Below are 20,956 nucleotides of genomic sequence, written 5' to 3'. Positions count from 1 at the left end.
AGACGGAAGAAAGCCTCTTCCGCGCCCCCGCTAGCTGAGCAGGAGCGTATGATCGAAGCGCTGCTGTTTGCCTCCGCCGAACCCGTAAGCCTGTCGGAGATGGAGGCACGGATGCCCCACGGCTCCGACCCGGCGGAGGCGCTTGTTCTTCTGCGCAGACGGTACGAGGGCAGGGGTGTGCAGGTTGCCAAAGTGGGCGATGCCTACGCCTTTCGCACAGCCGCCGATCTCGGCTTCCTCATGGCGCGCGAGCAGGTCGAACAACGCAAACTCAGCCGTGCCGCCATCGAGACGCTGGCCATCGTCGCCTACCACCAACCCGTCACCCGTGCCGAGATCGAAGAGATCCGCGGTGTCTCCGTCAGTCGCGGCACGGTCGATCAGTTGATCGAGTTGGAGTGGATCAAATCTGGCCGCCGCCGCATGACCCCGGGCCGTCCGGTGACCTACGTGGTCACGCCCGAGTTCCTCGACCATTTCGGGCTGGAAAATGCACGCGATCTGCCCGGCCTCAAAGAGCTGCGCGATGCGGGTCTTCTGGAAAGCCGCCCCCCGGACGCCGAGGGCGAAGAGGGGCCCGAGCCCGAGCGGGATGACGATACGGGCGACATGTTCGACGATGACGCGGACGCGGCGCGCGACGATGACCTGATCGAAGACGAATAAGGCCGGAAAAGTCTGACCAGCTGAACGCAGTTTTCGCCAAAATTCTGCCCAACTGGTCACATACCCGTTCATCTGAGCAGATATAAACTGGTAAAGGGCAGCCCAATGGACCGTATTTTGAACATGATCATCCGCCGCGTGATGTCGCGCGTCGTGAACCGTGGCGTCGATGCAGGCATTGATGCCGTGACACGTCGGGGCGACGAAAACACGCCCGAAGATCGCGCGCGCGGGCGGGCGGCTGCGCGCAACGCGAAAGGCGCGCTTCGCATGGCTCGGCGGATCGGGCGCTTCTAAGCCGATAGCCAATTCTACCCTTGGGTCCGCCGCCAAAGCGCGGCAGGGTGTGTGTGCTCAATTCTAGAGGACAACACCACAATGATTACCCGATTGACCCTTAGCACGGGGGTATTTCTCCTCGTTTCCGGGGCCGCTCAGGCGCAGGCTTACCTGTGTCCCGGCTTTGGTGATGTGGACGTGCGCATTACCTTGATCGAAGGCACGGACGCGGCGGTTGCCGAGTTCATCGCCGGGGCTGACAACCCTTCGGGCGGGGACGATCCCGTCACCATGCGGTCGCAACGGGGCGGCGACGGCATCACCTATGCTGGCGGCGATCTATTGCTGCGCGGAACCGGAGACATCGCTGATCTGACGGCTGGCGATCTGACGGTTCACTGCACTCTTGAAGGGGCTGAGGCTGCGGCGACCGTCGAGCAACCCGTTGAAACTGTGGAAGATAGTGAGGTTGTGCAGGCGCCGATTGAGGATGGCGCGGGCGAGGCCACACCTGATGCGGCAGGCGGCGCAAACATTCCCGCAATTTCCCTTGGCGGGAACCTGCGCGCCGGTCCCGGCACGGAATTCGCCGATGTCGGTGGCCTTGATGAAGGCACGGAAATCATCCTGCAGGCCGATACGGGCGTGCCGTTCAACGGCTACACATGGTGGGAGATCATCCTGCCAAGCGGCGAGTTGGCTTTCCAATGGGGCGGCGTGATTTGTGTGCCCGGCGGCGGTGTGTCCGGCGTGATCGAGGATGCAGACGCCTGCCCGATTGCCGAGGCTGATACCGGCACGGATGTCGGCGAAGCGACGGCGGATGCCAGCGGTGCTGCTGACATCGCCGCGATCTCGCTGGGGGGCAACCTGCGCTCGGGCCCCGGCACGGCGTTCCCGGATATCGGCGGATTGGAACAGGGCACGGCCATCACATTGCTCACCAACAGCGGAATTCCTTTCAACGGCTATGATTGGTGGGAGATTGAGCTGGCCGATGGCCAGATCGCCTTCCAGTGGGGCGGCGTGATTTGCGTACCCGCCGGGGGTGTCGCTGGCGTGTTGGAAAGCTGTCAGTAAGCCACAAAAGGTCCGCGGCTGGGTGGTATTGAAGCCACAGGTCGCGGCCCTCTGCCGATGGCAGAACGTGGTGCCCAGATTTCGCCACATTTCGCCGCCAACTCTGCCTCAAGATCAATAAAAACAGATCATGAGGCAGAGTTATGGAGCGGATCGTTAGCAGCGTTTTGCGCTTTTTCCAGTCGGTGGATGCGCCGAGAACGGAAATTCACGTCAACCGGATCGCCATGGGCAGCAGCCACGATCGGGCGCTTGCCGCATTCAAGGCAGATCAGGCACGCATCGCCAGTAAACAGGATGGCGCGACGTTCGCGTCCAAGCGCGCGGCCAAGTAAACGACGCACATCGCGTGCAGCAAAGCGCCCCAGCCGGGGCGCTTTTTTCTTTGTGCCCGGGGTTTTGTGCGGCAATCATCGCGCATCAGCTTTGGGGATGTACCATGAAATATACTACCGCTCTTGTGGCCTTGGCCGCGTCACTTGGTGTGCCAACCATGTCTTTGGCAAACGTGAACTATGCGTGCGGCGCGCTTAACGGGATCGAATTCACAGCCACCTATTTTGATGAGGAAGACGTCGTCGGGGTCGATGCGCGGAACCAAGCCAATGGGCAGGTCACGCGGGCGGTGCTGAACCCCGCTGTTTCAGGCAGTGGGTCGCGCTTCTTTGATCCATCCACAGGCCTCGATTTCGTCGAGCATCAGGGTCAGGCATTTCTGACGACGGCCTCGGGCGCGCAGTTCACCTGCGTGGTGACAAGCATTGACGAGCCAGGTGGCAGTCAGGCTGGCGGCGGCTACGACCCGCAGGTCGGCCCATTTCCCGGATTTTCCTTCGGAGGCAATCTTCGCGGTGGGCCAGGCACCAATTTCGCCGATGTCGGTTCTACGTTTGAGGGGCAACCAATAACTTTGGTCACGGATACGGGCATTTTCTTCAACGGTTATTCGTGGTGGGCTGTGCAGTTGCAGAACGGGCAGGACGCCTACCAATGGGGCGGGCTGCTCTGCGCGCCGGGTCTGCAGCTTGCAGGTATCTTCAACGAAGGGTGTTGAGGGCAACCGAGACGTTAATTTTCGGCTAACACAAAATGGAAAACCGTTCGATATCAATGGGAAAGGGTAGCTTATCAAGCGTGATAAGCTGAGTACTACCGGCCAAAAAAAGGGCGCCGCAATGGGCGCCCTTTCCTGTTTCTGACAGCCGCTGATTAGCAGCTGTAGTACATGTCTGACCGGAGGTCAGCAGGAGTAGTACATCTTGTATTCCATCGGGTGCGGCGTGTGCTCGTAGGCGTAAACCTCTTCCCACTTGAGCGCGGCATAGCCCTCGATCTGGTCTTTGGTGAACACGTCGCCCTTCAGCAGGAATTCGTGATCGGCTTCCAGCTCGTCGAGCGCTTCGCGCAAGCTCGCACAAACGGTTGGGATGCCCGCCAGCTCTTCCGGCGGCAGATCGTAGAGGTCCTTGTCCGAAGGATCGCCCGGGTTGATCTTGTTCTGGATGCCGTCGAGGCCAGCCATCAGCAGGGCCGCGAAGCAGAGATAGGGGTTCGCTGCCGGATCGGGGAAACGCGCTTCCACACGCTTGGCCTTCGGGCTTTCCGTCCACGGAATACGTACACAGCCAGAACGGTTGCGGGCCGAGTAGGCGCGCAGAACCGGGGCTTCAAAGCCAGGGATCAGACGCTTGTAGGAGTTCGTCGACGGGTTCGTGAAGGCGTTCAGCGCCTTGGCGTGCTTCAGGATGCCGCCGATAAAGTACAGAGCTTCATCAGACAGGTCGGCATACTTGTCACCCGCGAAGAGCGGCTTGCCGTCCTTCCAGATCGACATGTTGCAGTGCATGCCGGTGCCGTTGTCACCCGCGATGGGCTTCGGCATGAACGTGGCCGACTTGCCGTAGGCATGGGCAACGTTGTGGATGATGTACTTGTACTTCTGAAGCTCGTCGGCCTGCTTGGTTAGGCTGTCGAAGATCAGGCCAAGCTCGTGCTGGCAAGATGCCACCTCGTGGTGGTGCTTATCGACCTTCATGCCGATGCGCTTCATCGTGGACAGCATCTCAGACCGCAGATCCTGACCGGCATCGATCGGGTTCACGGGGAAGTAGCCGCCCTTAACGCCCGGACGGTGGCCCATATTGCCCATCTCATACTCGGTATCGCCGTTCCAGGATGCATCCTGAGCGTCGACCTCGTAAGAGACCTTGTTGATTTCAACAGACATGCGCACGTCGTCGAAGACGAAGAATTCGGCTTCGGGGCCGAAGAACGCGGTGTCACCGATGCCGGAGGACTTGAGGTATGCCTCAGCCTTCTCGGCGGTCGAACGGGGATCACGCTCATACGCTTCGCCGGTGTCGGGCTCAACGATCGAGCAGTGCACGCAGATCGTCTTTTCCGCGTAGAACGGATCAACATAGGCGCTGTCGGTGTCGGGCATCAGCTTCATGTCGGAGGCTTCGATGCCTTTCCAACCGGCGATGGACGAGCCGTCGAACATGAAGCCTTCCTCAAGGAAGTCCTCATCGACCTGGTCGGACATCACCGTGACGTGCTGCAGCTTGCCGCGCGGATCGGTGAACCGGATATCGACGTATTCCGCGTCCTCGTCCTTAACCATTTTCAAGAAGTCTGCTGTGCTCATTCTGACCTTCCCTTTGCGTTCAAATAGGCCCCGGTCGGGGGTGCTTTACATTGCGGATTAGATTGCGTCTTCGCCCGTTTCGCCGGTCCGGATGCGGATCGCCTGGCTGATGTCGGATACGAAAATCTTGCCATCGCCGATCTTGTCGGTCTTGGCGGCATTGATGATGGTCTCAATCGCGGCATCGGCCTGATCTTCGCTTAGGACGACTTCGATCTTTACCTTGGGCAGGAAGTCCACGACATATTCGGCGCCACGGTAAAGCTCCGTGTGCCCCTTCTGGCGGCCAAACCCTTTCACCTCGGTTACGCTCAGACCCTGAACGCCGATTTCCTGAAGGGCTTCCTTCACCTCATCCAGCTTGAACGGTTTGATGATTGCTTCGATCTTTTTCACAGGCCGACTCCCTCGCCATCTCTTCGATGTTCTGACACCATCTTGGGCAAGGGGCGTCCATGTGTGAGCGTGATTGCTGTTCAATCTTTGGGCGTATTTTGAAGCTGTCGGTGACTTATTGTGCAAGGCGCTTAAAAAATGTGCACAAATGAATCGGAGCCGCGATGAACCTGTTATCAGCTGCCGAAATGCGGGATCTGGAAGCTGCGGCAATCGCGTCAGGCCATACCACGGGCCTCGACATGATGGAGCGGGCCGGTGCCGGAGTGGTGGATGCGGTGCTGTCACGCTGGCCTGAATTGAACAACGGTCCGCGTCGGGCCGTAATTCTATGCGGGCCAGGCAATAACGGAGGTGATGGCTACGTCATCGCGCGGCTTTTGGCGCAGCGCTATTGGGATGTGCGGGTCTTTGGGATGGGGGCGTGCGATGACATGCCCCCGATGCGGCGGCAAACCGGCGTCGTTGGGAAGGGATTGGCGCTGTTGCCCTGCTTGAAATGGCCTCGGACGAGGGGGCGGACCTTGTCGTAGACGCGATTTTCGGAACCGGACTAAGCCGTGGTTTCGCGCCGCCCGATCGCGTGGGTGCGCTGTTTCACGGCCTGTTTGCAGATGGATTTTGGGGGCATGGCAAAGAACACCTGCCATATGTCGTCGCGGTTGATGTCCCGTCGGGACTGGATGCGGATAGCGGAAAGATCCTTTGGACCGACAGCCAATGGTGCGGGGATATTGCGGCGCATCTGACTGTCACTTTTCAACAACCGAAATTGGGGCATGTCCTGGCGGACGGGCCAGGGCAGTGTGGAGCGCTCGAGGTTGTGGATATCGGTTTGACAGATCGATCGAAGGGTCTTCCATTGGCGCGCCTGCCGGATCCGATTTTGGCGGAACCTTCGTTGAGCAAGACAGTCATGGACGCTCACAAATTCGACCATGGCCACGCCCTGATCCTGACGGGTGGTCTGGGGCGCACCGGGGCGGCCCGCCTTGCTGCACAAGGGGCGCTTCGTATTGGCGCGGGGCTCGTTTCTCTCGGGGCGCCGGGTGCGGCCATGATGGAATGCGCCGCCCAGATTACAGGGCTGATGTTGCGCCGGTGCGAGGGCGCGGATGGGCTGCGCGATTCATTGGAAGACGACCGCATCAACGCCCTATGCATAGGCCCCGGTTTTGGGATTGGGGACGCCCAGGTTGCCGTAGTGCAGACGGCTCTGGACATCGCCGCGAACCGAGGGCGCAAAGTCTCTGTGGTATTGGATGCCGACGCTTTGTCGAATTTCTCCGGGCGGGCGGATGACTTGGTGCTCCGTCTGGCGGATGCAGCCGTTATCACGCCCCATGGCGGAGAATTCGCCCGGATCTTTCCGGATTTGGCGGCACGTCTGGCCGAGCGGGCGATACATGGCCCGGCCTTTTCAAAGGTCGACGCCGCACGAGAAGCCGCCGGGCGGGCGCAATGCGTCGTCGTTCTCAAAGGGGCTGATACAGTGGTTGCTGGCCCGGACGGCAAGGTCGCAGTTCACGCCGCTGCCTATGAGCGTGCGGCCCCTTGGCTTGCAACAGCTGGGTCTGGTGATGTCCTGGCCGGGTTCATCACGGGACTTCTGGCGCGCGGGTTTGAGCCGTTTTGGGCGGCGCAGGCCGGGGTGTACCTGCATGTCGAAGCTGCGCGCAGCTTTGGCCCGGGTCTGATTGCCGAAGATTTGCCAGATCAACTGCCTGAAGTCCTACGGCAGATCGAGGCAAACACGCCCTGAAAAGAAAGCGGCGCCCTGTCCCGGGGCGCCGCTTGAATTCCGTGAGAGGGGGGCGGTCTGCAACGCCCGAGTTCACGGTGTCGGACGCAGCGATGCGTCCTGTCCTCCGTGGCGTGGTGTGCGTTGCCACTGCCACCCGCACGCATACACCGCGCGGACTGGATGGGTCACTTCGCCGAGGCTGCCACCTTCGGCTTGTCTGCGGAGGCAAGCTCCAACCCATCTGCGTAGAGGATCTCAGGTGCGCCGAAGTAGAGCGACAGCATAATCTGCCGTCCGCCGGTTTCGGTGCGAATGAAGTTGCCGTCCACAAGGCGGGCGGCGGGAACAGCGGCGATGTCCTTGCCCCAAAGGGCCTTGGCGCGCCAATCGCGGACCAGCACACGCTGGCCGGGCATCAGAATGACGTCATTGGACGGCTTGCCGCCCATGGCGTCGGCTGACACGCGCACGCGCGGCGTACCTTCGGGCAAATTGTGGCGCATCACGGCTTTCAGTGTGCGGACACCACGCCGCGTAATGACGCGGTCGCCGGGGTTCAGAAATTCTACGGGGATCGCGCCGTCCAGGGTCAGGACTTGCGTTCCGGGGGCAAGGCCGGCTTCACATGCGCCGGATTTGCCACCCACACCGGCCTGCGGCCGCGGGGTTGCATCTGTCATTTTGATACCTGCTCGCTCGTTCGGGCCCTGAGGACCTCGTTTATGTGAACGCGAGATTACGGCATCCTCGCCCATTGGGCGAGTTTTTTCTTCAATATGAAGCGTGGTGTCGGTCATGTGTCTTCCCCTCAGGTTTCGGGTGGCAGCCCGTTGATGAGAGATATCTCGCGTGAGATTCGGGCATAATCTGGGCGAAAACTGGTTACACTTAGGTTAATGCTGGGGAGAATTTTGGCCTCGCCATGCACGAACGGGCCTGCTAAACGCACCGCCGATGCGGGTGTGGCGAAATTGGTAGACGCACCAGATTTAGGTTCTGGCGCCGCAAGGCGTGGGGGTTCAAGTCCCTCCACCCGCACCATCTTATGCTTGGCCTACCGACCTTCGCGCTGCTTGAGGCCTTGGTTCGGCCACCACATCTGAATCCCCTCCGGGTCCCACAGCGCCGACAGGCCGATGCCGACGATGCCCGGCTGCGCGTCCTGCGCCGCTGGCGTGATCTCTAGCTGTGTTCCGACAACCTGAACGTGCCAGTGGTTTGCGGCGGCATCTCGTGCGACCCCCTTCACCCGGAACAGGCCGCGCGGTCGGTTTTCCAGGTGGTCACGCAAGGCCGTTGCATCGCCGGCGAAGCTGCCATCCGACGACCAGGAAGAATATTCGGCATGGGGCTGGCCCTTGGCCGGCGGGGAATAGGCGCCTCCGATCAGCTTCAGGAATGCGTCCGATGTCAGGCCTTCGACCACGGGCGCAGTCACAACGCCTTTCACCTGATCCAATTGCGGACCGTCAGGTTCCTTGCTGACCCAGATCAGATCCGCCTTTTCGATCTGCGACATGTATTGTGGCCCGATCAGGGGGTCTTCGCGAAAGTCGCAAAAGCGCTGACCATCCACAACAGTCACGATGCCCGCATAGCTGAGCTCAGGTTCCGCCAAGGCCGCATTTGCGATGCGCGCGGGATCCGAAATGCCGCTGGCCTCGATAAACAGGTGATCCGGGCGTGGGCGACGATCAAGCGTGTCGCCGATTGCCATGAACAAATCTGCCCCCATCGTGCAGCAGACGCACCCGTTAGACAGGGCAATCGTGTCTTCATCGCGTGAGATCAACAGACGCTCATCAATGTTGATGGCGCCAAAGTCATTGACCATCACCAGGATGCGCAAGCCCTGCGGATCCGCGAGGATGCGGTTGATCAACGTTGTCTTTCCGGCCCCAAGATAGCCGGAGATCACCGTCATGGGCAGAGCGGTCAAAGTAGATACGCCCGGCCGTCCAGCACCGTGCCAAGCACCTCCACGTCCTTGAGCTGGTCCGGACCCGCTTGTGTGGGGTCGCTGCCGAGGACGGCAAAGTCCGCTCGTTTACCAACTTCGATAGAGCCGATTTCGGCGTCCATCTTCAGCGTCTGCGCAGCGCCGAGGGTGATGGCGTAGAGCGCCTCGTCCACTTTGATCCTCTGCGCCTCCCCAAGGGTGCGGCCTGACATCGTCTTTCGGTTCACGGCGCACCAAGCCGTGAAGAGTGGCCCCATCGGCGTCACGGGCGCATCGGAGTGGATGGCAACCGTCAGACCGGCATCAAGGGCGGAGCGCACGGCATCCATCTGGCTGGCGCGGTCTTCACCGATGGTCAGCGCGACATGTTGATCGCCGAAATACCAAAGGTGATTGGCGAACAGGTTTACGGCGATGCCCAATTCCTGGCAGCGGCGGAATTGAGCGGCATCCATCATCTGGCCGTGCTGCAGAACATGGCGATGGGTCGGCCAAGGGGCGGCCTGCATCGCGGCCTCCAGCGCATCAATTGCAATCTCGGAGGCTTCATTGCCGTTGACGTGGATATGCATCTGAATTCCGGCGGCATGGAGCGCGGCGCAGGTCTCAAAGATCTGGTCCGGCGCCATGTTCCATAGGCCATTTGGCTGGCCACCAACATAGCCCGGCCACTTCACACGCGCCGTCCACCCCTGGATCGACCCGTCGGTCATCAGTTTTACGGCACCCAATCGAAGTTTGTCTGTTGAGCGTGCTCTCAACCCTTTTGCGCGTTCCGCGAGGGCCTGCGGGTCGCCCATTGCGGCGAGGGCAGGGACGATCCGCAATGGAAAGTCTGGATCCGCGGTGACCGACAGCATCGTGGCGAGATCCTCGTCCTCCAATTGAGAGAAGAGGTCCGTTACGGTGGTCACACCCGCGCGCCGCGCGACTTCCCCATAGGAGCGGATCGCACTTTCGCGTTGGGACAGGGCGCGAAAGTCGATCCCCAGGCGCCGCATGATCGGAAACATGGCCGCCATTTCCTGAAGCTCGCCCGTGGGCACACCGTTGCGGTCTTTGACAACACCTTCGACATTGGTGCCCTCTCCATATCCAGCCATCTCCAGCGCAACCGAATTCACGCACATCAGGTGAAAGTTGGAGAATATGATCGCAATGGGCCGCGTCGTTGAAACGCGGTCCAGATGCGCGGCACCAAGCCGTTCGCCGGGCAGAAAGATCGGATCAAAGCCCCAGCCGATCAGGGGTTGATCGTGGGGCAGGGTCGCCTCGACCTCCTTCAATCGATCCACGACGGCATCGAGCGTGCCCAAACCTTGCCAGAGCTGCCCGTTTGGATCGAGGCGGTCGTGATAGCCCGTATAGGTGTAGTCCCAGATCGCCCCGGCCATCATGTGGGCATGGCCTTCGACAAAGCCGGGCATCAGCACGGCGTGCGAGAGCGAGGTGTCGTGTGTGACAGGCCCCCAAGCATCGGCACAGGACGCATCGCCAAGTGCCAGAATGCGCCCGTCGCGCACCGCGACATGGGTGGCGCTGGGGCGATTGCGATCCATGGTGACGATCTTTCGCGCCGAATACACGGTGATGTCCGCCATTTTTGCTCTCCCTACCTTGTTGGGAATCCGTAGCGCACTCTTGCAGCGGGGAGGAACCGGAATCTGTGCGTGGCCTTAGCCTTGCAGCTTGAAACGCTGCAGAACATGAAACCAGCCGGCCTCGTCTTCGCCGACAAGACACAGGGCGGTTATGTCCATCGGCCGGGCGAGGTCGGGGGCGAAATATTGCCTGAGAACGTCGCACACCTGATCTGCGTGATCTGTTGGGCCGGTCAGTGTCATGTGAAAGCGGAACTCCTCCATGACATAGGGATAGCCCCAATGCTGCAGCATCTGTTCTTGCCGGGCGCTCAGCCCGTGTTTGCGCCGTTTGGCAAGCTCGTCCTCAGTGGCGGGTGCCCGGAAGCCGTCCAGCGACTTGACGGCGGAGGAGGCCAGATTGGCCAAGGCCTCGCTACGCTTGAGCGGCGTGAGCGCCACAAAACGCCCCATGCGACGTACCACCATCGCGGGCAGAGTTACTGGCGGGCGTGACGCACAAAAGGCGGCGGCTGCATCCGTCAGCGCTGTATGATCGGTTCCGGGCGATAAGGCGAATGGCGGCTTGATCGTGCCGTGGAACCCGTATTTGCGGGGCCGACGGGTCAGCGCATCTATGCTTTCGCCGAGGTCGGGAAGTGAGGGATTGGCAACAGTCCGCCCCGCGTCGCTATCCCAGCCCAACCAACCGGCCCCGCGCGTGTACACGGACCCGTCTGGTACGAAAAACAGGGCAAATCGTTTGAATGATGCCATTTGCAAACCCTTCTGCCCGAGCGTGTTTTGCGCAAGTCGAACGTGATCACAAGGCAAGCTCGCCAATGCCCCGTGTGCAAACCTGTCCGTCGTCACGGCCAAAGAGTTGACAGTGAAAGCCCCTTCATTAAGCAGAGCAGATGCTTTTGACCACGTGCAGCCCATGACCAAAGACGCCAAATCCGCGCCAACATTGGAAGATGTTGCCCGGCTCGCCTCGGTCTCGACGGCGACTGTGTCGCGGAGTTTGAACTTTCCCGAATTGGTGTCCGATCGCACCCGCGAGCGGGTCCAATCCGCTGTCGATACCTTGGGCTATTCCCCGAATTTCGGCGCGCGCGCCATGGCCTCGCAACGGACGCGCACCATTGGGGCGATCATTCCAACGATGGAGAATGCCGTGTTTGCGCAAGGCATTCAGGCCTTTCAGGAGGAGCTGGACGACCATGGCTATACGCTTCTGGTCGCAAGTTCGGCCTACCGGACGGATCTGGAGGAAAAGCAAATCCGGTCGCTGATCGCACGCGGTGCCGATGCGCTGCTGTTGATCGGGTACCAACGTGCCCCCGCGATCACCGATTTCATCAAGGCCCGCAACGTCCCGACCCTGATCACCTGGGCCTATGACGCCGCCAAAACGGACCCGAGCATCGGGTTCGACAATCGCCACGCCATGCGGCGCCTGACGGAGGAGGTCTTGCGCCAGGGCCATCGCCGCATCGCCTTGATTGCAGCAGAGACCGACACCAATGACCGTGTGGCAGAACGGGTTCGCGGGGTGTCAGAGGCGATCCAACAGGCGGGACTTCCCGCCGATCATCTTACGATCCACCGCACGCGATATGGGATAGAGACCGGAGCGGCAGCGTTTGAGGCCGTGATGCGGAGCCCCCAACGGCCCACAGCCGTCATGTGCGCCAATGATGTTCTGGCCGTCGGGGCGGTCAAACAGGCCTCAAAAATGGGGCTGGCCGTGCCAGGCGATGTTTCGGTTACAGGTTTTGATGACATTGAACTGGCGCAGGTCACGTCACCCGAAATCGCTACGGTTCGGGTCCCGCACCGCCAGATGGGGCGCCACGCAGCGCGCGCCCTGATCGCTTTGTTGGAGGAGGCTGTGCCGCTTGAAAGCGAAAACCTGCATACCGAGCTTTGCCTCCGTGGGTCCCTTGGACCTGCACCGGAGATTTAGGCGGCCTGCCAATAGGTCAGGGCCTCTTGCGCGCTGGTCTGTTGAAACAGCACGGCGCCGTAGGTGCCGACGCGACCCACGAGCAAAACGCACGCCTCATCCGCAGGATCGCACGGGAATGCAAGCGCGCCGTCTGTTTCGAGCGTGGCCGCCAAAGGGCTTTCATCCGAGGTTGCCCGCGCCAGAATATCCGTGATCTCGGAGGCGCGCCGTTCAATGGCGTCCTCAGCTCCGGAAAGAGGGGCGATTTCATAGCCTTCCATCAAGAAGCTTGCTTCGATCTTCGCGGCGTGCTGGTTGGTGAACGCCACTAACTGATGCGCCAAATCGGGCTGGACTGAACCGCTTTGATCTGTCCCGGTTTGTTCCATCAGACTTGTGGCTGCGATGCCAAGGCCCGTCCCATCCATGCCGTCGCGAAGTGCAGTTTCGGAGATGGAAATAACGACATCGCCCGAAAGCGCTTCTTTCAACGTGTCGGCAACCAGTCCTTCATCGCCAGCGCCCAACGCGGCCCCCAGGGTGCCGGCGCGCTGGCGTCGCCCGTCATGCGGTAGAGGCGACGATTGTGCACGAAAAGCGCCATCGTCGCCCCGCTCTCGAAGCGCAATTCGATGTGGCGCGGCAGTACCGTTCGGTTCAGCCGCTCCAAAAGCGCACTTAAGTCAGGGACGGACGCAACCTGATCGCTGACGCAGGCCGCCGCGTTCAGAGTAGATCTGATGCGAGACAGGGCGCTCATGCCGCAATCTCCGGAATTTCCATGGACACAGCGAACCGGTGCATTCCGGCCAAGAGTTCAGTGATGTCCGCGCCAGGGTTGCACACGCATGTAAGCGCCACGCTTCCAAGCTGCGGCACTTTCTTGAATATGCGGATCGCCTGTGGCGTTTCGAGGGCCACATAATCCGTCGCCAAGCCCGCCATATCAAAGGCATCCCGGGTGAGCGCGCTGAGCGCATCGAGGTTTTCCTGCGGGTAGGCGAGTGCACCGTCTGCTGCCAGAACCGTGCCGGAGCGCAGGTCGCTGAGCATCAGAAGCACGCATTGGGGATGTGCGGCGCGATATGTGCGTAGTCCGTCAAAGTGCATTGCAATTCCAGTTAGATCAGCGCGTTTTGCGCGGTCCGTCGCCGGACCTTTCGCTCGGCTGACAGGGTTGTGACACGGCGAGGCGCAACAAGATCGGGGGTAGGCACCTTTGATCGCATTGGCGCTTGTGGGGCAGGTCTTTCGGGCGCTTGGGCGATCTGCGGCACGGCGCATTCGATCAAGTCGTCCAGTGCAGAAACGATGGATGAGGGTCCGGTGCTGTGCGCACCATCGTCGGCCGTCAGCAGTGCGGCTGGGAGAACATGGCGGAACTGTCCCGCAACTTCATCGCGAACCCGCTTCAAGACGCGCGGTTGATCCTGCGCCCGAACTTTGTCGATCCGCGTCAACAGCAGCATCGACCGATGCTGAAGCGTGGCCGGCACAAGGTCCCAGATCGCAGCTTCCGATTGCCGCCAGGCCTGGGTGGCCGGAGTGCACCAAATCGCAATTTCCACTCCGGGCAGCAGCTGGTCCCACAGGTCCGGCGCCATGTTCGGATCGGAGCTTCCTGGCATATCGAGAAGATCAATGCGCTCAAGGATTGGGGCGTCCAGGGGCACTTGGACGAACTTCGTGTCTTCCAGCGGCACCGAGGACCCGCTCCCTGCCGCCAAAGGCTCGGCCGTATCGTCGTCCAAAATGCGGACTGGGTCACCGGTTCCGTATTGATACCAAAGGGGCGGGGTTTGTGTCGCGGTGACGCGCACCGGGGATTGCCTGCGCCCCAATAAAAGGTTCGCTAGGGTGCTTTTCCCGGCGGAGAATTCACCAAGCAGCGCCACGCATGGCCGTTTCTTCGTATTTGCCATTACTTTGCTCGTCCTCGTTGGGGTGTTCCAAAATCTGCCAGAATGGCCTGGGCCGCGCCAAGGGCGTTGGATTGCTTCTCATCCGTTTGCGCTTGGTCCTGACGCAACTGGGCAAGGTCTGTGGTCCCGCGGCTTGCCAGGCCAAGGATCACCGCACGCTGCGCCGACAGGAATTCGTCAAGCTCTTCGTGCACCGCCCTTGCATGGGGGGCCGCGTGGTCGGTCGACAGGGCTGCCACAACGGGCGCAATTTCCGCTTCGATCAGCGATCTGAATTCGGCGGCATAGCTGTCATAGCTGCGGCGGCGGCGCCACCATCGGGTCCACCAGCTGCCCTTGATGTCGAGCGCGATGGTTTGCCCCAGCATCACAGGAACAGGTGGCTCTGGCACAGCCGGGGCTTCCAGTGTGAAGCCCGCATGGCTCAGGCCGAAGGTTGTCTCAAACAGGATCTCAAGATCGCGCGCGGCCTTCTGGAAAACGGCGTCCGCGGATTTATGCGACTTTCCGCAATAGACGTTGTAGCCCGATTTCAGCAGCAAACGCAGACCTGCCGGGTCGTACGTCCACTCAACCTCTTCGCCATAGGTTTCCAAATGCCGGATCAACGAGGTGGTGCCGCGGGCGACGAACGCTTCCTGCGCTTTTCCCAGGCGCAGGTCGAGGTCAGCGGCCAGCGTCGAAAGTGAGCTCTCGAGGGCTGATTGCGCCTCGGCCGCGACCTTATCGATGGCTTGCGCCAATTCTGTTGGGTCAATCGAAGGAGTGGCGCGTTCGACGATGTGCTTTTCCTGCAAGGCGCGCTGTGCGGAAATGGCGCTGACCGTGTTTCGCGCGGCAGACGCGGTTCGGGCCAACGCATGTGCGCCATCGCTTGCGCAGATACGCTCCGCCATGGCTTGTCCAAGCGCTGGCAAGCCCGAGAGTGTCCAGATCAGCGATGCGGTGTCTTTCTCAAGCCCCGCTTTATTGGCCTGATACCGCGCGAAGTTGAGCAGCGCCTCAGCGCTGTCGCGACCCATCTGGGCGAAGTCGCCGGACAAGGCGGCGTTGGCCCAATGGGCGCTGCCAAACAGGATTTCCGCTTCGGCCGGAATGCTGAGCGATTTGAGCGTTTTCTCGATCGAGGCGCGGATTTCGGGAATGTCCCGCGCGGGATCTGCCAATTCATCCACTCGGTTCACGAAAATCAAAACGTCACGGGCCGGCACGTTCGCGATCAGCCGAACGAGCGCCAGATCCACATTCGAAAGCGCCTGATGAGCCGACAGGACAACGATACACAGGCGGCTGCCGCGAATGGCATTCACAGTGATCTGCTCGCGGACCATGAAAGTGTCGTTCACACCGGGCGTGTCCCGAAGGCAAAGTGGCAAGGGCAAGGCAGGTTGCGACAGGTACAGGTCAGCCGAGCGGGTGATATCGGCAAATCGTCCCTGGGACGGGTCCACGTCACTCTCGTCGCCCAGGCAGACATAACGTTGCAACAAGTCCGCATCGACATAGCCATAATCGTGGGTCTGCCCGAGCAGCATCTCGAACTGCTCGCCCAATCGCGCACGGGCCGCTGCGCGCATGGTCTCAAGCTGTTTGCGGACCTTCTCAAGCTCCTGATCGGCACCGGCGCGGCTAGCCAATTCGCCCACACGCCCCCGGTGGTCAGAAGGTTGGCCCATTCCGCATCCGTGAAGAAGCGGAAGCTGGATTTTTCCTGCACCTTGTTTCGGCGCGGGGAGAGATGGACGGATGTGACCACCGACGTCCACGGGTTGATGTCTGAGGGAAGCAAGCCAACAGTGCCCGCCATTGCATTGGCGAGAGATGTTTTTCCGGCCTTAACCTGTCCAATCAGGGTCACAGACGGCGTGAACTCCCGAAGCTCGGCCCGCATGGCGCGCACCTGATCGCTATGCGTGTCACCGCCTGCGACCTGCAGATGGTCCAGCGCCGCTTCCAGCTTGCGTATGTCCCGGGCCAGCGGGGTGAGCCCGCGATAGGCGCGCGCCAAAAGGGCCTGGTCTGGTGGGGGTGTCTCGCAAGGCACACCCGGCTTGGCGCGGGGAAGGGCTGCATCATGTTTCATGCCGCCATACCCCGCCCGAGCCTGCACTGATCAAATGCGGCACGCATCTGGTGCAAAAGCGCTGCCGCATCTTCAACCTGGTCCGGGCCCGCCTCCATTTGCAGCAGCAGGAGAAGGTCGGTGGCTTCATCAATCATGTCGGCGAGCGCGGTGAATTCCGCCAGATCATCGGGCCAACCGCTGGACCGATCCCGCAGGCCTTCAGCCGTTTCCGCGCAATGGATCAACGCGGTTTCTGGCCAATTCGTTTCGGTTTCGGGGTCGATCCACGCTAGGTCTTCTGCCAGCGCTCGTGATCTTCGTGCCAGAAAAGCGTGGGCTCCGACAGCACTTCGCGCAGGCGCGCAAGCTGTCCCGAACTGCGCTGCGGCTTACTTGGCCCGTAGTCCGCGACCGGTTCTTCGGGGTCGGCCGTATATCCAAGACGGTGCAACAGCAGATACGCAGCGTCCAGGTCCGCCATGCGCGCTTCATCGATGTCGTCGCGCAACTGCGTCAGAAGCGGGGCGATGTCGCCGGGCAAGGGCAGGTGCACATGGTCAGTGAACTCAGAGGCAGCCACAGCGTCATGCCCGGCTGTGTCCGGGGCCGTTTCAACCAGATAGGCCCGGTGTGTGAGCCGCTCGGGCGCATTCCCCCAAATCCGGGCATCGGCGACGGAGAAGGCCGTCGTGCACCAGACCGCGATTTCAGTGCGCCGCGCAGCCCATGCAAGGGCGGGGCGGTGCATCGCGGGGTTCAGATCCAGTGATAAGGCCAGAAAGGACATGTGTTTGAGGGGCTCTGACGGCGCGGTCACACGCAGAAACACCGGGGCTTCCGACAGAAGCGCGGCATCAGGCCAGCCGTCCTGGGCAAGGTGCGAACCATCCTCCAAGGTTGCATGGGTCTGAACGCGGTCGCCGAACTGCATCTCCAGCGCTGGCGGAAGGGCGACGCCATCGGGCGCAATGTCGCTGCCGCACACAGCGTAGAGAATGGTGCGCATGTCGCTGTCCCATTGACCCATCAGGCAGACGCGAACGGGCCGCTTGAGCGTTTCGATCAAATGCGCACAACGCTCCGCATCCCGTTGCGGAATACGGGCAGACGCCAAGAGCGCTTCCAGCTTCGCGACGGTCTCACTTGGTTCTGGCGCAAGGGCCTTCATCATCACCCCCGCGGTTCAATCGAAATCGCTGGCGCAACCGCGCGCCGCATGGCTTTGAACATGGCGCTGGGGGCATGACGCAAGCTGCTGTGGCGTTCGGCGCGCTTGCGGCGCACCGGGCGAATGACGACCAGCGATGTGTTGTCCTGTTCGGGATCGTTCAAGGTCGTCAACGCCTCAAGAAGATCGTTGGCGATCACGCGACTTTGCTCATTCCGAGCGCGCAAAAGCAGGGCTTCGATGATCGGATCGGGCAGGAATTGAAGGCCGTCACTTGCGAGGACGAGAATGTCGCCTGCGCGCACTTCTAGCGGGGCGTCGGGGCAGTCAATCTCGGCCACCGCGTCGCCGGTCAGGGCTGAGGTCAGGCAATTGCGCTGCGGGTGCGCGGCGGCCTCAGCTTCGGTCATAGCGCCGTTTGCGGCCAGCAGGTCCAGTTGCGGGGCCATCGAATGGTCCGCGTTGAGGCGGGAAAGCTTTTCATCACGGAACAGATAAAGGACGGAATCCCCGACCGAGACCCAGTGCAGATCGCATCCGGACAGGTGCGTGGCAATGACAGTGCCCCCCATGCCGGAATGATCCGGGCGCGCGGCCGTCACGGCCTTGAGGCCCGCATTTGCCTTTTCCACGGCGCCGCGCAAGGCGTCAGGCGGCGCGGATTTGCGGGCACTTTCCTTTAGGGTCAGCGCGGCAAAAACCTCGGTCACGATCGCGCGGCTGGCCAGATCGCCGGAGGCATGTCCGCCCATGCCATCCGACAGAATGGCAAACCCATCCGGTGCGCCTTGTGGGAACGACACGGCCACCGCGTCTTCCTGTCGAGACCGCGCGCCTTGCGCGAGGGCAGAGGCGACATCAAACTCGAATTCCGATTGGTCAGTCATCGGCGTGCCCGTCCCACGTGAAATCAGGCCCGCAAAAGGCATGAAAGCGCAAAGTGGTTTTGCCGATGCGGATTTCGTCGCCATGCTCCATCTGTTCGGTGGCAAGGACCGGCATATCGTTGCGACGGACGGCATTGGCCTTGTTGCCGTGGCCAAGGAAGAACCGGTTTTGTTCGGCGTCGTACATGACCGAGGCATGGCCGGCGCGCGAGATGCTCTCATCGCCGAAGTTCATGCAAATGTCCTGATCTTCGCCGCGCCCGATGGACGACACGCGCGTTGTTACGGCGAAAAAGGCACCCCGTCCGGGGCCGTCCGTGACGACAAGAAAGCCTGCCGGATAGGTGGGTCCTTCTGACTGCGCGTCGGATGCGGGTTCAACCTCGGAAGTCGCGCCGAGAAATCCGATGACCCGCGTTTTGGCGCGATCGGTGGGCTGTGCGGGCGCAGGCGGCGGCGTTGACGGCACGGCACGCGCCGGGGCCGGTGCCTTGTCGGATGGGTCCGCTTCCAGATCCCAGATTTGACGGCGCTGATCCGTTTCCGGGCGACTGACGGCCACGCGCCGCGGTATTGCGGGCTGCGATACCGGTCGTATGGCGTTTTCGCCTGTTGTCGGCGCAGGTCCGTCAGCGCCTGCAGGAGGACGCATCCGAACGGCAACATTGCGCAATCTTTTGATACTCATACGATTTCCTCGGCTCGATCATCCCCGTTTGCTGTTTTGGCGCCGGGTTTTGGGGGTTTTGCGAATAGGGAAAGCCAGCCCGAGCGTGTCGCGGCCTGATGGTCCGCCGCGTCCGTCTGCGGGGCTTCGGGCCGACGATACCTAAGCTGCATCTTTTCAATGGGCTGCAATTTCGGCTTGCGGGGCCGATGCGGTTGCGTTGCTGGCGCTTCTGCTGGCTCCTCTGCGGTCAACTCCTCAAAGTCCGGTTCAGCTTGTACGATCCGCACTTCCGGTTTTGCCTGCACTGGGTTGGGTGGTTCCAGCGGCGGTTTTGGCGCGTCGGGCGCCTTCGGCGTGAAATCCCGAAAGAAGTCGCGCACAAGTTGCGACACCGTTTTGTCCAGGGTTTCGTCTTGCTCGGCCTTTTCCAGCAAACGCTTCTTGCGCCGCGTCTCGTCTATGGACGACAGCCAGGTGTCCGCGTCGGTCAGGCGATCTTTCGGAAACAAGCTGAGGCATTGCCAAATGGCCGCAATGAAGGTGCGATCATAGCCCTCAATGTCAGGTTGGTCTGGCAACGGATCTGCGGCGTCGCGCGCGGCTGCGGCCATCCGCACTTGGCTGCTTGGGGGCGCTTTGCCAGTCAGCAAGTGGAAAAAGGTCGCCGCTAGCGCATAAAGGTCGCTCGCATATGTTTGGTCGCTACCCGCGAGGTAGAATTCCTGCGGCGAGTAGCCGTCTTTGACAGTTTGCAGTTTCGACAGCACGCGACTGACGCGTGTCGCATCCTCGCGCGCAGCCCCAAAATCGATCAAGACAGGCAGGTTATCATCATCCACCAGAATATTGTCCGGCGAGATATCGCGATGCAGGATGTCGTTGCTGTGGATGTAGGCAAGTGCCTGCAGCAATTGGGACAGGAGGGTTTTCACGCGATCGGGCGTCAGGCGCCCAGGGTCGTTTTCGACGATGTCGAGGAGCGTGCGTCCCTCGACAAAATCCATCGCCATATAGGCGGTCCCGTTGTCGCGAAAATACTGATGGACCCCAACAATATAAGGGTGTTGCAGCGTGGCAAGCGCGCGGGCTTCCTTTTCGAACAGCTCCAGAATGGCGTCAAATTCAACGGCGTTTCCCTGGCTTCTGACGCAGACCGTCTGATTTGACCGGAAGCACATAGCGCTGGGGAAGCATTCCTTGATCACCACCCGACGCCCGAGGCTGTCGCAGGCCAGATAGGTCACTCCAAATCCGCCAGCGTTGAGGTAGCCCTCGATCGTGTACTGGCCGCCACACAAGGTGGCGCCGGGGGGCAGCTCATCTCCCTGATATGTGGGTTCGGGTTCCATTTGGTGCCTGTGCCTGCAGAAATGCGTTGATGCTGACCCCGGGTTGTCCGGGGGCGCGTTCAGGCCTTCCAATTCGCGCTCGAAAAGTGGCTGGATTGCGGCACGCGGTGGTGCAACTGGGGTCGAATACCTGCAATTCAGATTGAATTCTCGGGGATTGTTGCGCGCCCGAATTGCGCAAAAGGCTATCGATGATCCGACTCCACTGTCACGCTGGATTTACACATTTGAGTGCATGGGGGCTGTTTCTGGGGCGGAATCAGAGCAACTTTTCATGGATATTCTTCCCCTTGGGGCAGGGCGTCCCGCAGAAAGATCACTTCAGATGAAATAGCTTTTCCGGGCCACAAAGTCTTTTCGCACAAAGACTTAGCAGGGTCGGACCAGGTTTTGATCCCTGCAAGGCCAATTGTTTCGCGTGTGTTCAAGGTGTAAATCACAATTTACAGTTGACCTGTCAGACTGTTGTGACATTCTTAATCTCGATGGACCCGGATGCCGGACGACTTGTCTTCGCCTCTGCGGGCCCGTCGCTCGCCGGTTCTTGGGTGTCACCACCCTCGGGCCAAATCTCGAAGCGAAGAGGAGAGGA

Annotated in this window: 24 protein-coding genes and 1 tRNA gene; 9 read left to right on the top strand and 16 right to left on the bottom strand. The window is 61.0% G+C overall.

What is annotated here, in order from left to right:
• Nucleotides 1–48: 48 nt before the first annotated feature.
• The 5 genes from scpB to ACZ1HK_RS05250 all read left to right on the top strand — a co-directional run bounded on the left by scpB (nt 49) and on the right by ACZ1HK_RS05250 (nt 3,079).
• Complete coding sequence (scpB, locus tag ACZ1HK_RS05270) at nt 49–666, top strand: SMC-Scp complex subunit ScpB (protein ID WP_472627778.1); 618 nt, start codon at nt 49–51, stop codon at nt 664–666.
• A 105-nt stretch (nt 667–771) separates the two neighbouring features.
• A complete protein-coding gene (locus ACZ1HK_RS05265) occupies nt 772–963 on the top strand; it encodes a hypothetical protein (RefSeq protein WP_472627777.1) in 192 nt (63 codons plus the stop codon).
• A gap of 81 nt (nt 964–1,044) precedes the next feature.
• Entirely contained in the window at nt 1,045–2,025 is a 981-nt protein-coding gene (locus ACZ1HK_RS05260) for a hypothetical protein (protein WP_472627776.1), read from the top strand.
• A 143-nt stretch (nt 2,026–2,168) separates the two neighbouring features.
• Nucleotides 2,169–2,360 carry a hypothetical protein gene (locus ACZ1HK_RS05255; protein WP_472627775.1) on the top strand — a complete coding sequence of 64 codons (192 nt, stop codon included), beginning with the start codon at nt 2,169–2,171 and terminating at the stop codon, nt 2,358–2,360.
• 104 nt (nt 2,361–2,464) lie between these two features.
• Nucleotides 2,465–3,079 (top strand): MliC family protein, encoded by a 615-nt coding sequence (locus ACZ1HK_RS05250; protein ID WP_472627774.1) that lies wholly within the window; start codon nt 2,465–2,467, stop codon nt 3,077–3,079.
• Between the two features lie 186 nt (nt 3,080–3,265).
• On the opposite strand, the gene glnA is transcribed toward ACZ1HK_RS05250, so the two are convergent.
• Both glnA and ACZ1HK_RS05240 read right to left on the bottom strand, forming a co-directional pair.
• Complete coding sequence (gene glnA / locus ACZ1HK_RS05245) at nt 3,266–4,672, bottom strand: type I glutamate--ammonia ligase (RefSeq protein WP_472627773.1); 1,407 nt, start codon at nt 4,670–4,672, stop codon at nt 3,266–3,268.
• A 57-nt stretch (nt 4,673–4,729) separates the two neighbouring features.
• Nucleotides 4,730–5,068 (bottom strand): P-II family nitrogen regulator, encoded by a 339-nt coding sequence (locus ACZ1HK_RS05240; RefSeq protein WP_368475723.1) that lies wholly within the window; start codon nt 5,066–5,068, stop codon nt 4,730–4,732.
• A gap of 164 nt (nt 5,069–5,232) precedes the next feature.
• Between ACZ1HK_RS05240 and ACZ1HK_RS05235 the strand changes: the two genes are divergently transcribed.
• Complete coding sequence (locus tag ACZ1HK_RS05235) at nt 5,233–5,601, top strand: NAD(P)H-hydrate epimerase (protein WP_472627772.1); 369 nt, start codon at nt 5,233–5,235, stop codon at nt 5,599–5,601.
• Nucleotides 5,568–6,830, top strand: a complete 1,263-nt coding sequence (locus ACZ1HK_RS05230; protein WP_472627771.1) for an NAD(P)H-hydrate dehydratase — start codon at nt 5,568–5,570, stop codon at nt 6,828–6,830. The genes ACZ1HK_RS05235 and ACZ1HK_RS05230 overlap by 34 nt, the downstream gene beginning before the upstream one ends.
• Before the next feature lie 167 nt (nt 6,831–6,997).
• On the opposite strand, the gene ACZ1HK_RS05225 is transcribed toward ACZ1HK_RS05230, so the two are convergent.
• The gene (locus ACZ1HK_RS05225; protein WP_472627770.1) at nt 6,998–7,492 is read right to left on the bottom strand and encodes a Hint domain-containing protein; all 495 of its coding nucleotides are present in this window, start codon (nt 7,490–7,492) and stop codon (nt 6,998–7,000) included.
• A 276-nt stretch (nt 7,493–7,768) separates the two neighbouring features.
• Here ACZ1HK_RS05225 and ACZ1HK_RS05220 point away from each other — a divergent pair.
• A tRNA-Leu gene (locus tag ACZ1HK_RS05220) sits at nt 7,769–7,853 on the top strand.
• Nucleotides 7,854–7,866: 13 nt separating this feature from the next.
• On the opposite strand, the gene ACZ1HK_RS05215 is transcribed toward ACZ1HK_RS05220, so the two are convergent.
• The 3 genes from ACZ1HK_RS05215 to ACZ1HK_RS05205 all read right to left on the bottom strand — a co-directional run bounded on the left by ACZ1HK_RS05215 (nt 7,867) and on the right by ACZ1HK_RS05205 (nt 11,129).
• Entirely contained in the window at nt 7,867–8,736 is an 870-nt protein-coding gene (locus tag ACZ1HK_RS05215) for a CobW family GTP-binding protein (RefSeq protein ID WP_472627769.1), read from the bottom strand.
• Nucleotides 8,737–8,747: 11 nt separating this feature from the next.
• On the bottom strand, nt 8,748–10,373 hold the full coding sequence (locus ACZ1HK_RS05210; protein ID WP_472627768.1) for an amidohydrolase: 1,626 nt from the start codon (nt 10,371–10,373) through the stop codon (nt 8,748–8,750).
• Between the two features lie 75 nt (nt 10,374–10,448).
• The gene (locus ACZ1HK_RS05205) at nt 10,449–11,129 is read right to left on the bottom strand and encodes a DUF1045 domain-containing protein (protein ID WP_472627767.1); all 681 of its coding nucleotides are present in this window, start codon (nt 11,127–11,129) and stop codon (nt 10,449–10,451) included.
• Between the two features lie 163 nt (nt 11,130–11,292).
• On the opposite strand from ACZ1HK_RS05205, the gene ACZ1HK_RS05200 reads away from it, so the two are divergent.
• Complete coding sequence (locus tag ACZ1HK_RS05200; protein ID WP_472627766.1) at nt 11,293–12,321, top strand: LacI family DNA-binding transcriptional regulator; 1,029 nt, start codon at nt 11,293–11,295, stop codon at nt 12,319–12,321.
• Here the strand turns inward: ACZ1HK_RS05200 and ACZ1HK_RS05195 are convergent.
• The 10 genes from ACZ1HK_RS05195 to ACZ1HK_RS05150 all read right to left on the bottom strand — a co-directional run bounded on the left by ACZ1HK_RS05195 (nt 12,318) and on the right by ACZ1HK_RS05150 (nt 20,364).
• Nucleotides 12,318–12,830: a hypothetical protein gene (locus tag ACZ1HK_RS05195; RefSeq protein ID WP_472627765.1), complete on the bottom strand. Its 513-nt coding sequence runs from the start codon at nt 12,828–12,830 to the stop codon at nt 12,318–12,320. The two genes, ACZ1HK_RS05200 and ACZ1HK_RS05195, sit on opposite strands and share 4 nt — an antisense overlap.
• A complete protein-coding gene (locus tag ACZ1HK_RS05190) occupies nt 12,791–13,063 on the bottom strand; it encodes a hypothetical protein (protein ID WP_472627764.1) in 273 nt (90 codons plus the stop codon). The genes ACZ1HK_RS05195 and ACZ1HK_RS05190 overlap by 40 nt, the downstream gene beginning before the upstream one ends.
• Nucleotides 13,060–13,413, bottom strand: a complete 354-nt coding sequence (locus ACZ1HK_RS05185) for a hypothetical protein (RefSeq protein WP_472627763.1) — start codon at nt 13,411–13,413, stop codon at nt 13,060–13,062. Before ACZ1HK_RS05185 ends, ACZ1HK_RS05190 begins: the two co-directional genes overlap by 4 nt.
• Before the next feature lie 11 nt (nt 13,414–13,424).
• Complete coding sequence (locus tag ACZ1HK_RS05180; protein ID WP_472627762.1) at nt 13,425–14,225, bottom strand: P-loop NTPase family protein; 801 nt, start codon at nt 14,223–14,225, stop codon at nt 13,425–13,427.
• Nucleotides 14,225–15,901 (bottom strand): P-loop NTPase family protein, encoded by a 1,677-nt coding sequence (locus ACZ1HK_RS05175; RefSeq protein WP_472627761.1) that lies wholly within the window; start codon nt 15,899–15,901, stop codon nt 14,225–14,227. The genes ACZ1HK_RS05180 and ACZ1HK_RS05175 overlap by 1 nt, the downstream gene beginning before the upstream one ends.
• 403 nt (nt 15,902–16,304) lie before the next feature.
• Entirely contained in the window at nt 16,305–16,535 is a 231-nt protein-coding gene (locus tag ACZ1HK_RS05170; protein WP_472627760.1) for a hypothetical protein, read from the bottom strand.
• Nucleotides 16,536–16,579: 44 nt separating this feature from the next.
• Nucleotides 16,580–17,461, bottom strand: coding sequence for a hypothetical protein (locus ACZ1HK_RS05165; protein ID WP_472627759.1), 882 nt, complete (start codon nt 17,459–17,461; stop codon nt 16,580–16,582).
• Nucleotides 17,461–18,345: a PP2C family protein-serine/threonine phosphatase gene (locus ACZ1HK_RS05160; protein ID WP_472627758.1), complete on the bottom strand. Its 885-nt coding sequence runs from the start codon at nt 18,343–18,345 to the stop codon at nt 17,461–17,463. Before ACZ1HK_RS05160 ends, ACZ1HK_RS05165 begins: the two co-directional genes overlap by 1 nt.
• Nucleotides 18,338–19,033, bottom strand: a complete 696-nt coding sequence (locus ACZ1HK_RS05155; RefSeq protein WP_472627757.1) for an FHA domain-containing protein — start codon at nt 19,031–19,033, stop codon at nt 18,338–18,340. The genes ACZ1HK_RS05160 and ACZ1HK_RS05155 overlap by 8 nt, the downstream gene beginning before the upstream one ends.
• Nucleotides 19,030–20,364 carry a serine/threonine-protein kinase gene (locus tag ACZ1HK_RS05150; protein ID WP_472627756.1) on the bottom strand — a complete coding sequence of 445 codons (1,335 nt, stop codon included), beginning with the start codon at nt 20,362–20,364 and terminating at the stop codon, nt 19,030–19,032. The genes ACZ1HK_RS05155 and ACZ1HK_RS05150 overlap by 4 nt, the downstream gene beginning before the upstream one ends.
• Between the last annotated feature and the right edge of the window lie 592 nt (nt 20,365–20,956).

This window comes from Gymnodinialimonas sp. JB5-7, from assembly GCF_055693405.1.
The sequence above is the reverse complement of the archived record's forward strand: the minus strand, read 5'-3'. Positions and strand labels throughout refer to the sequence as shown.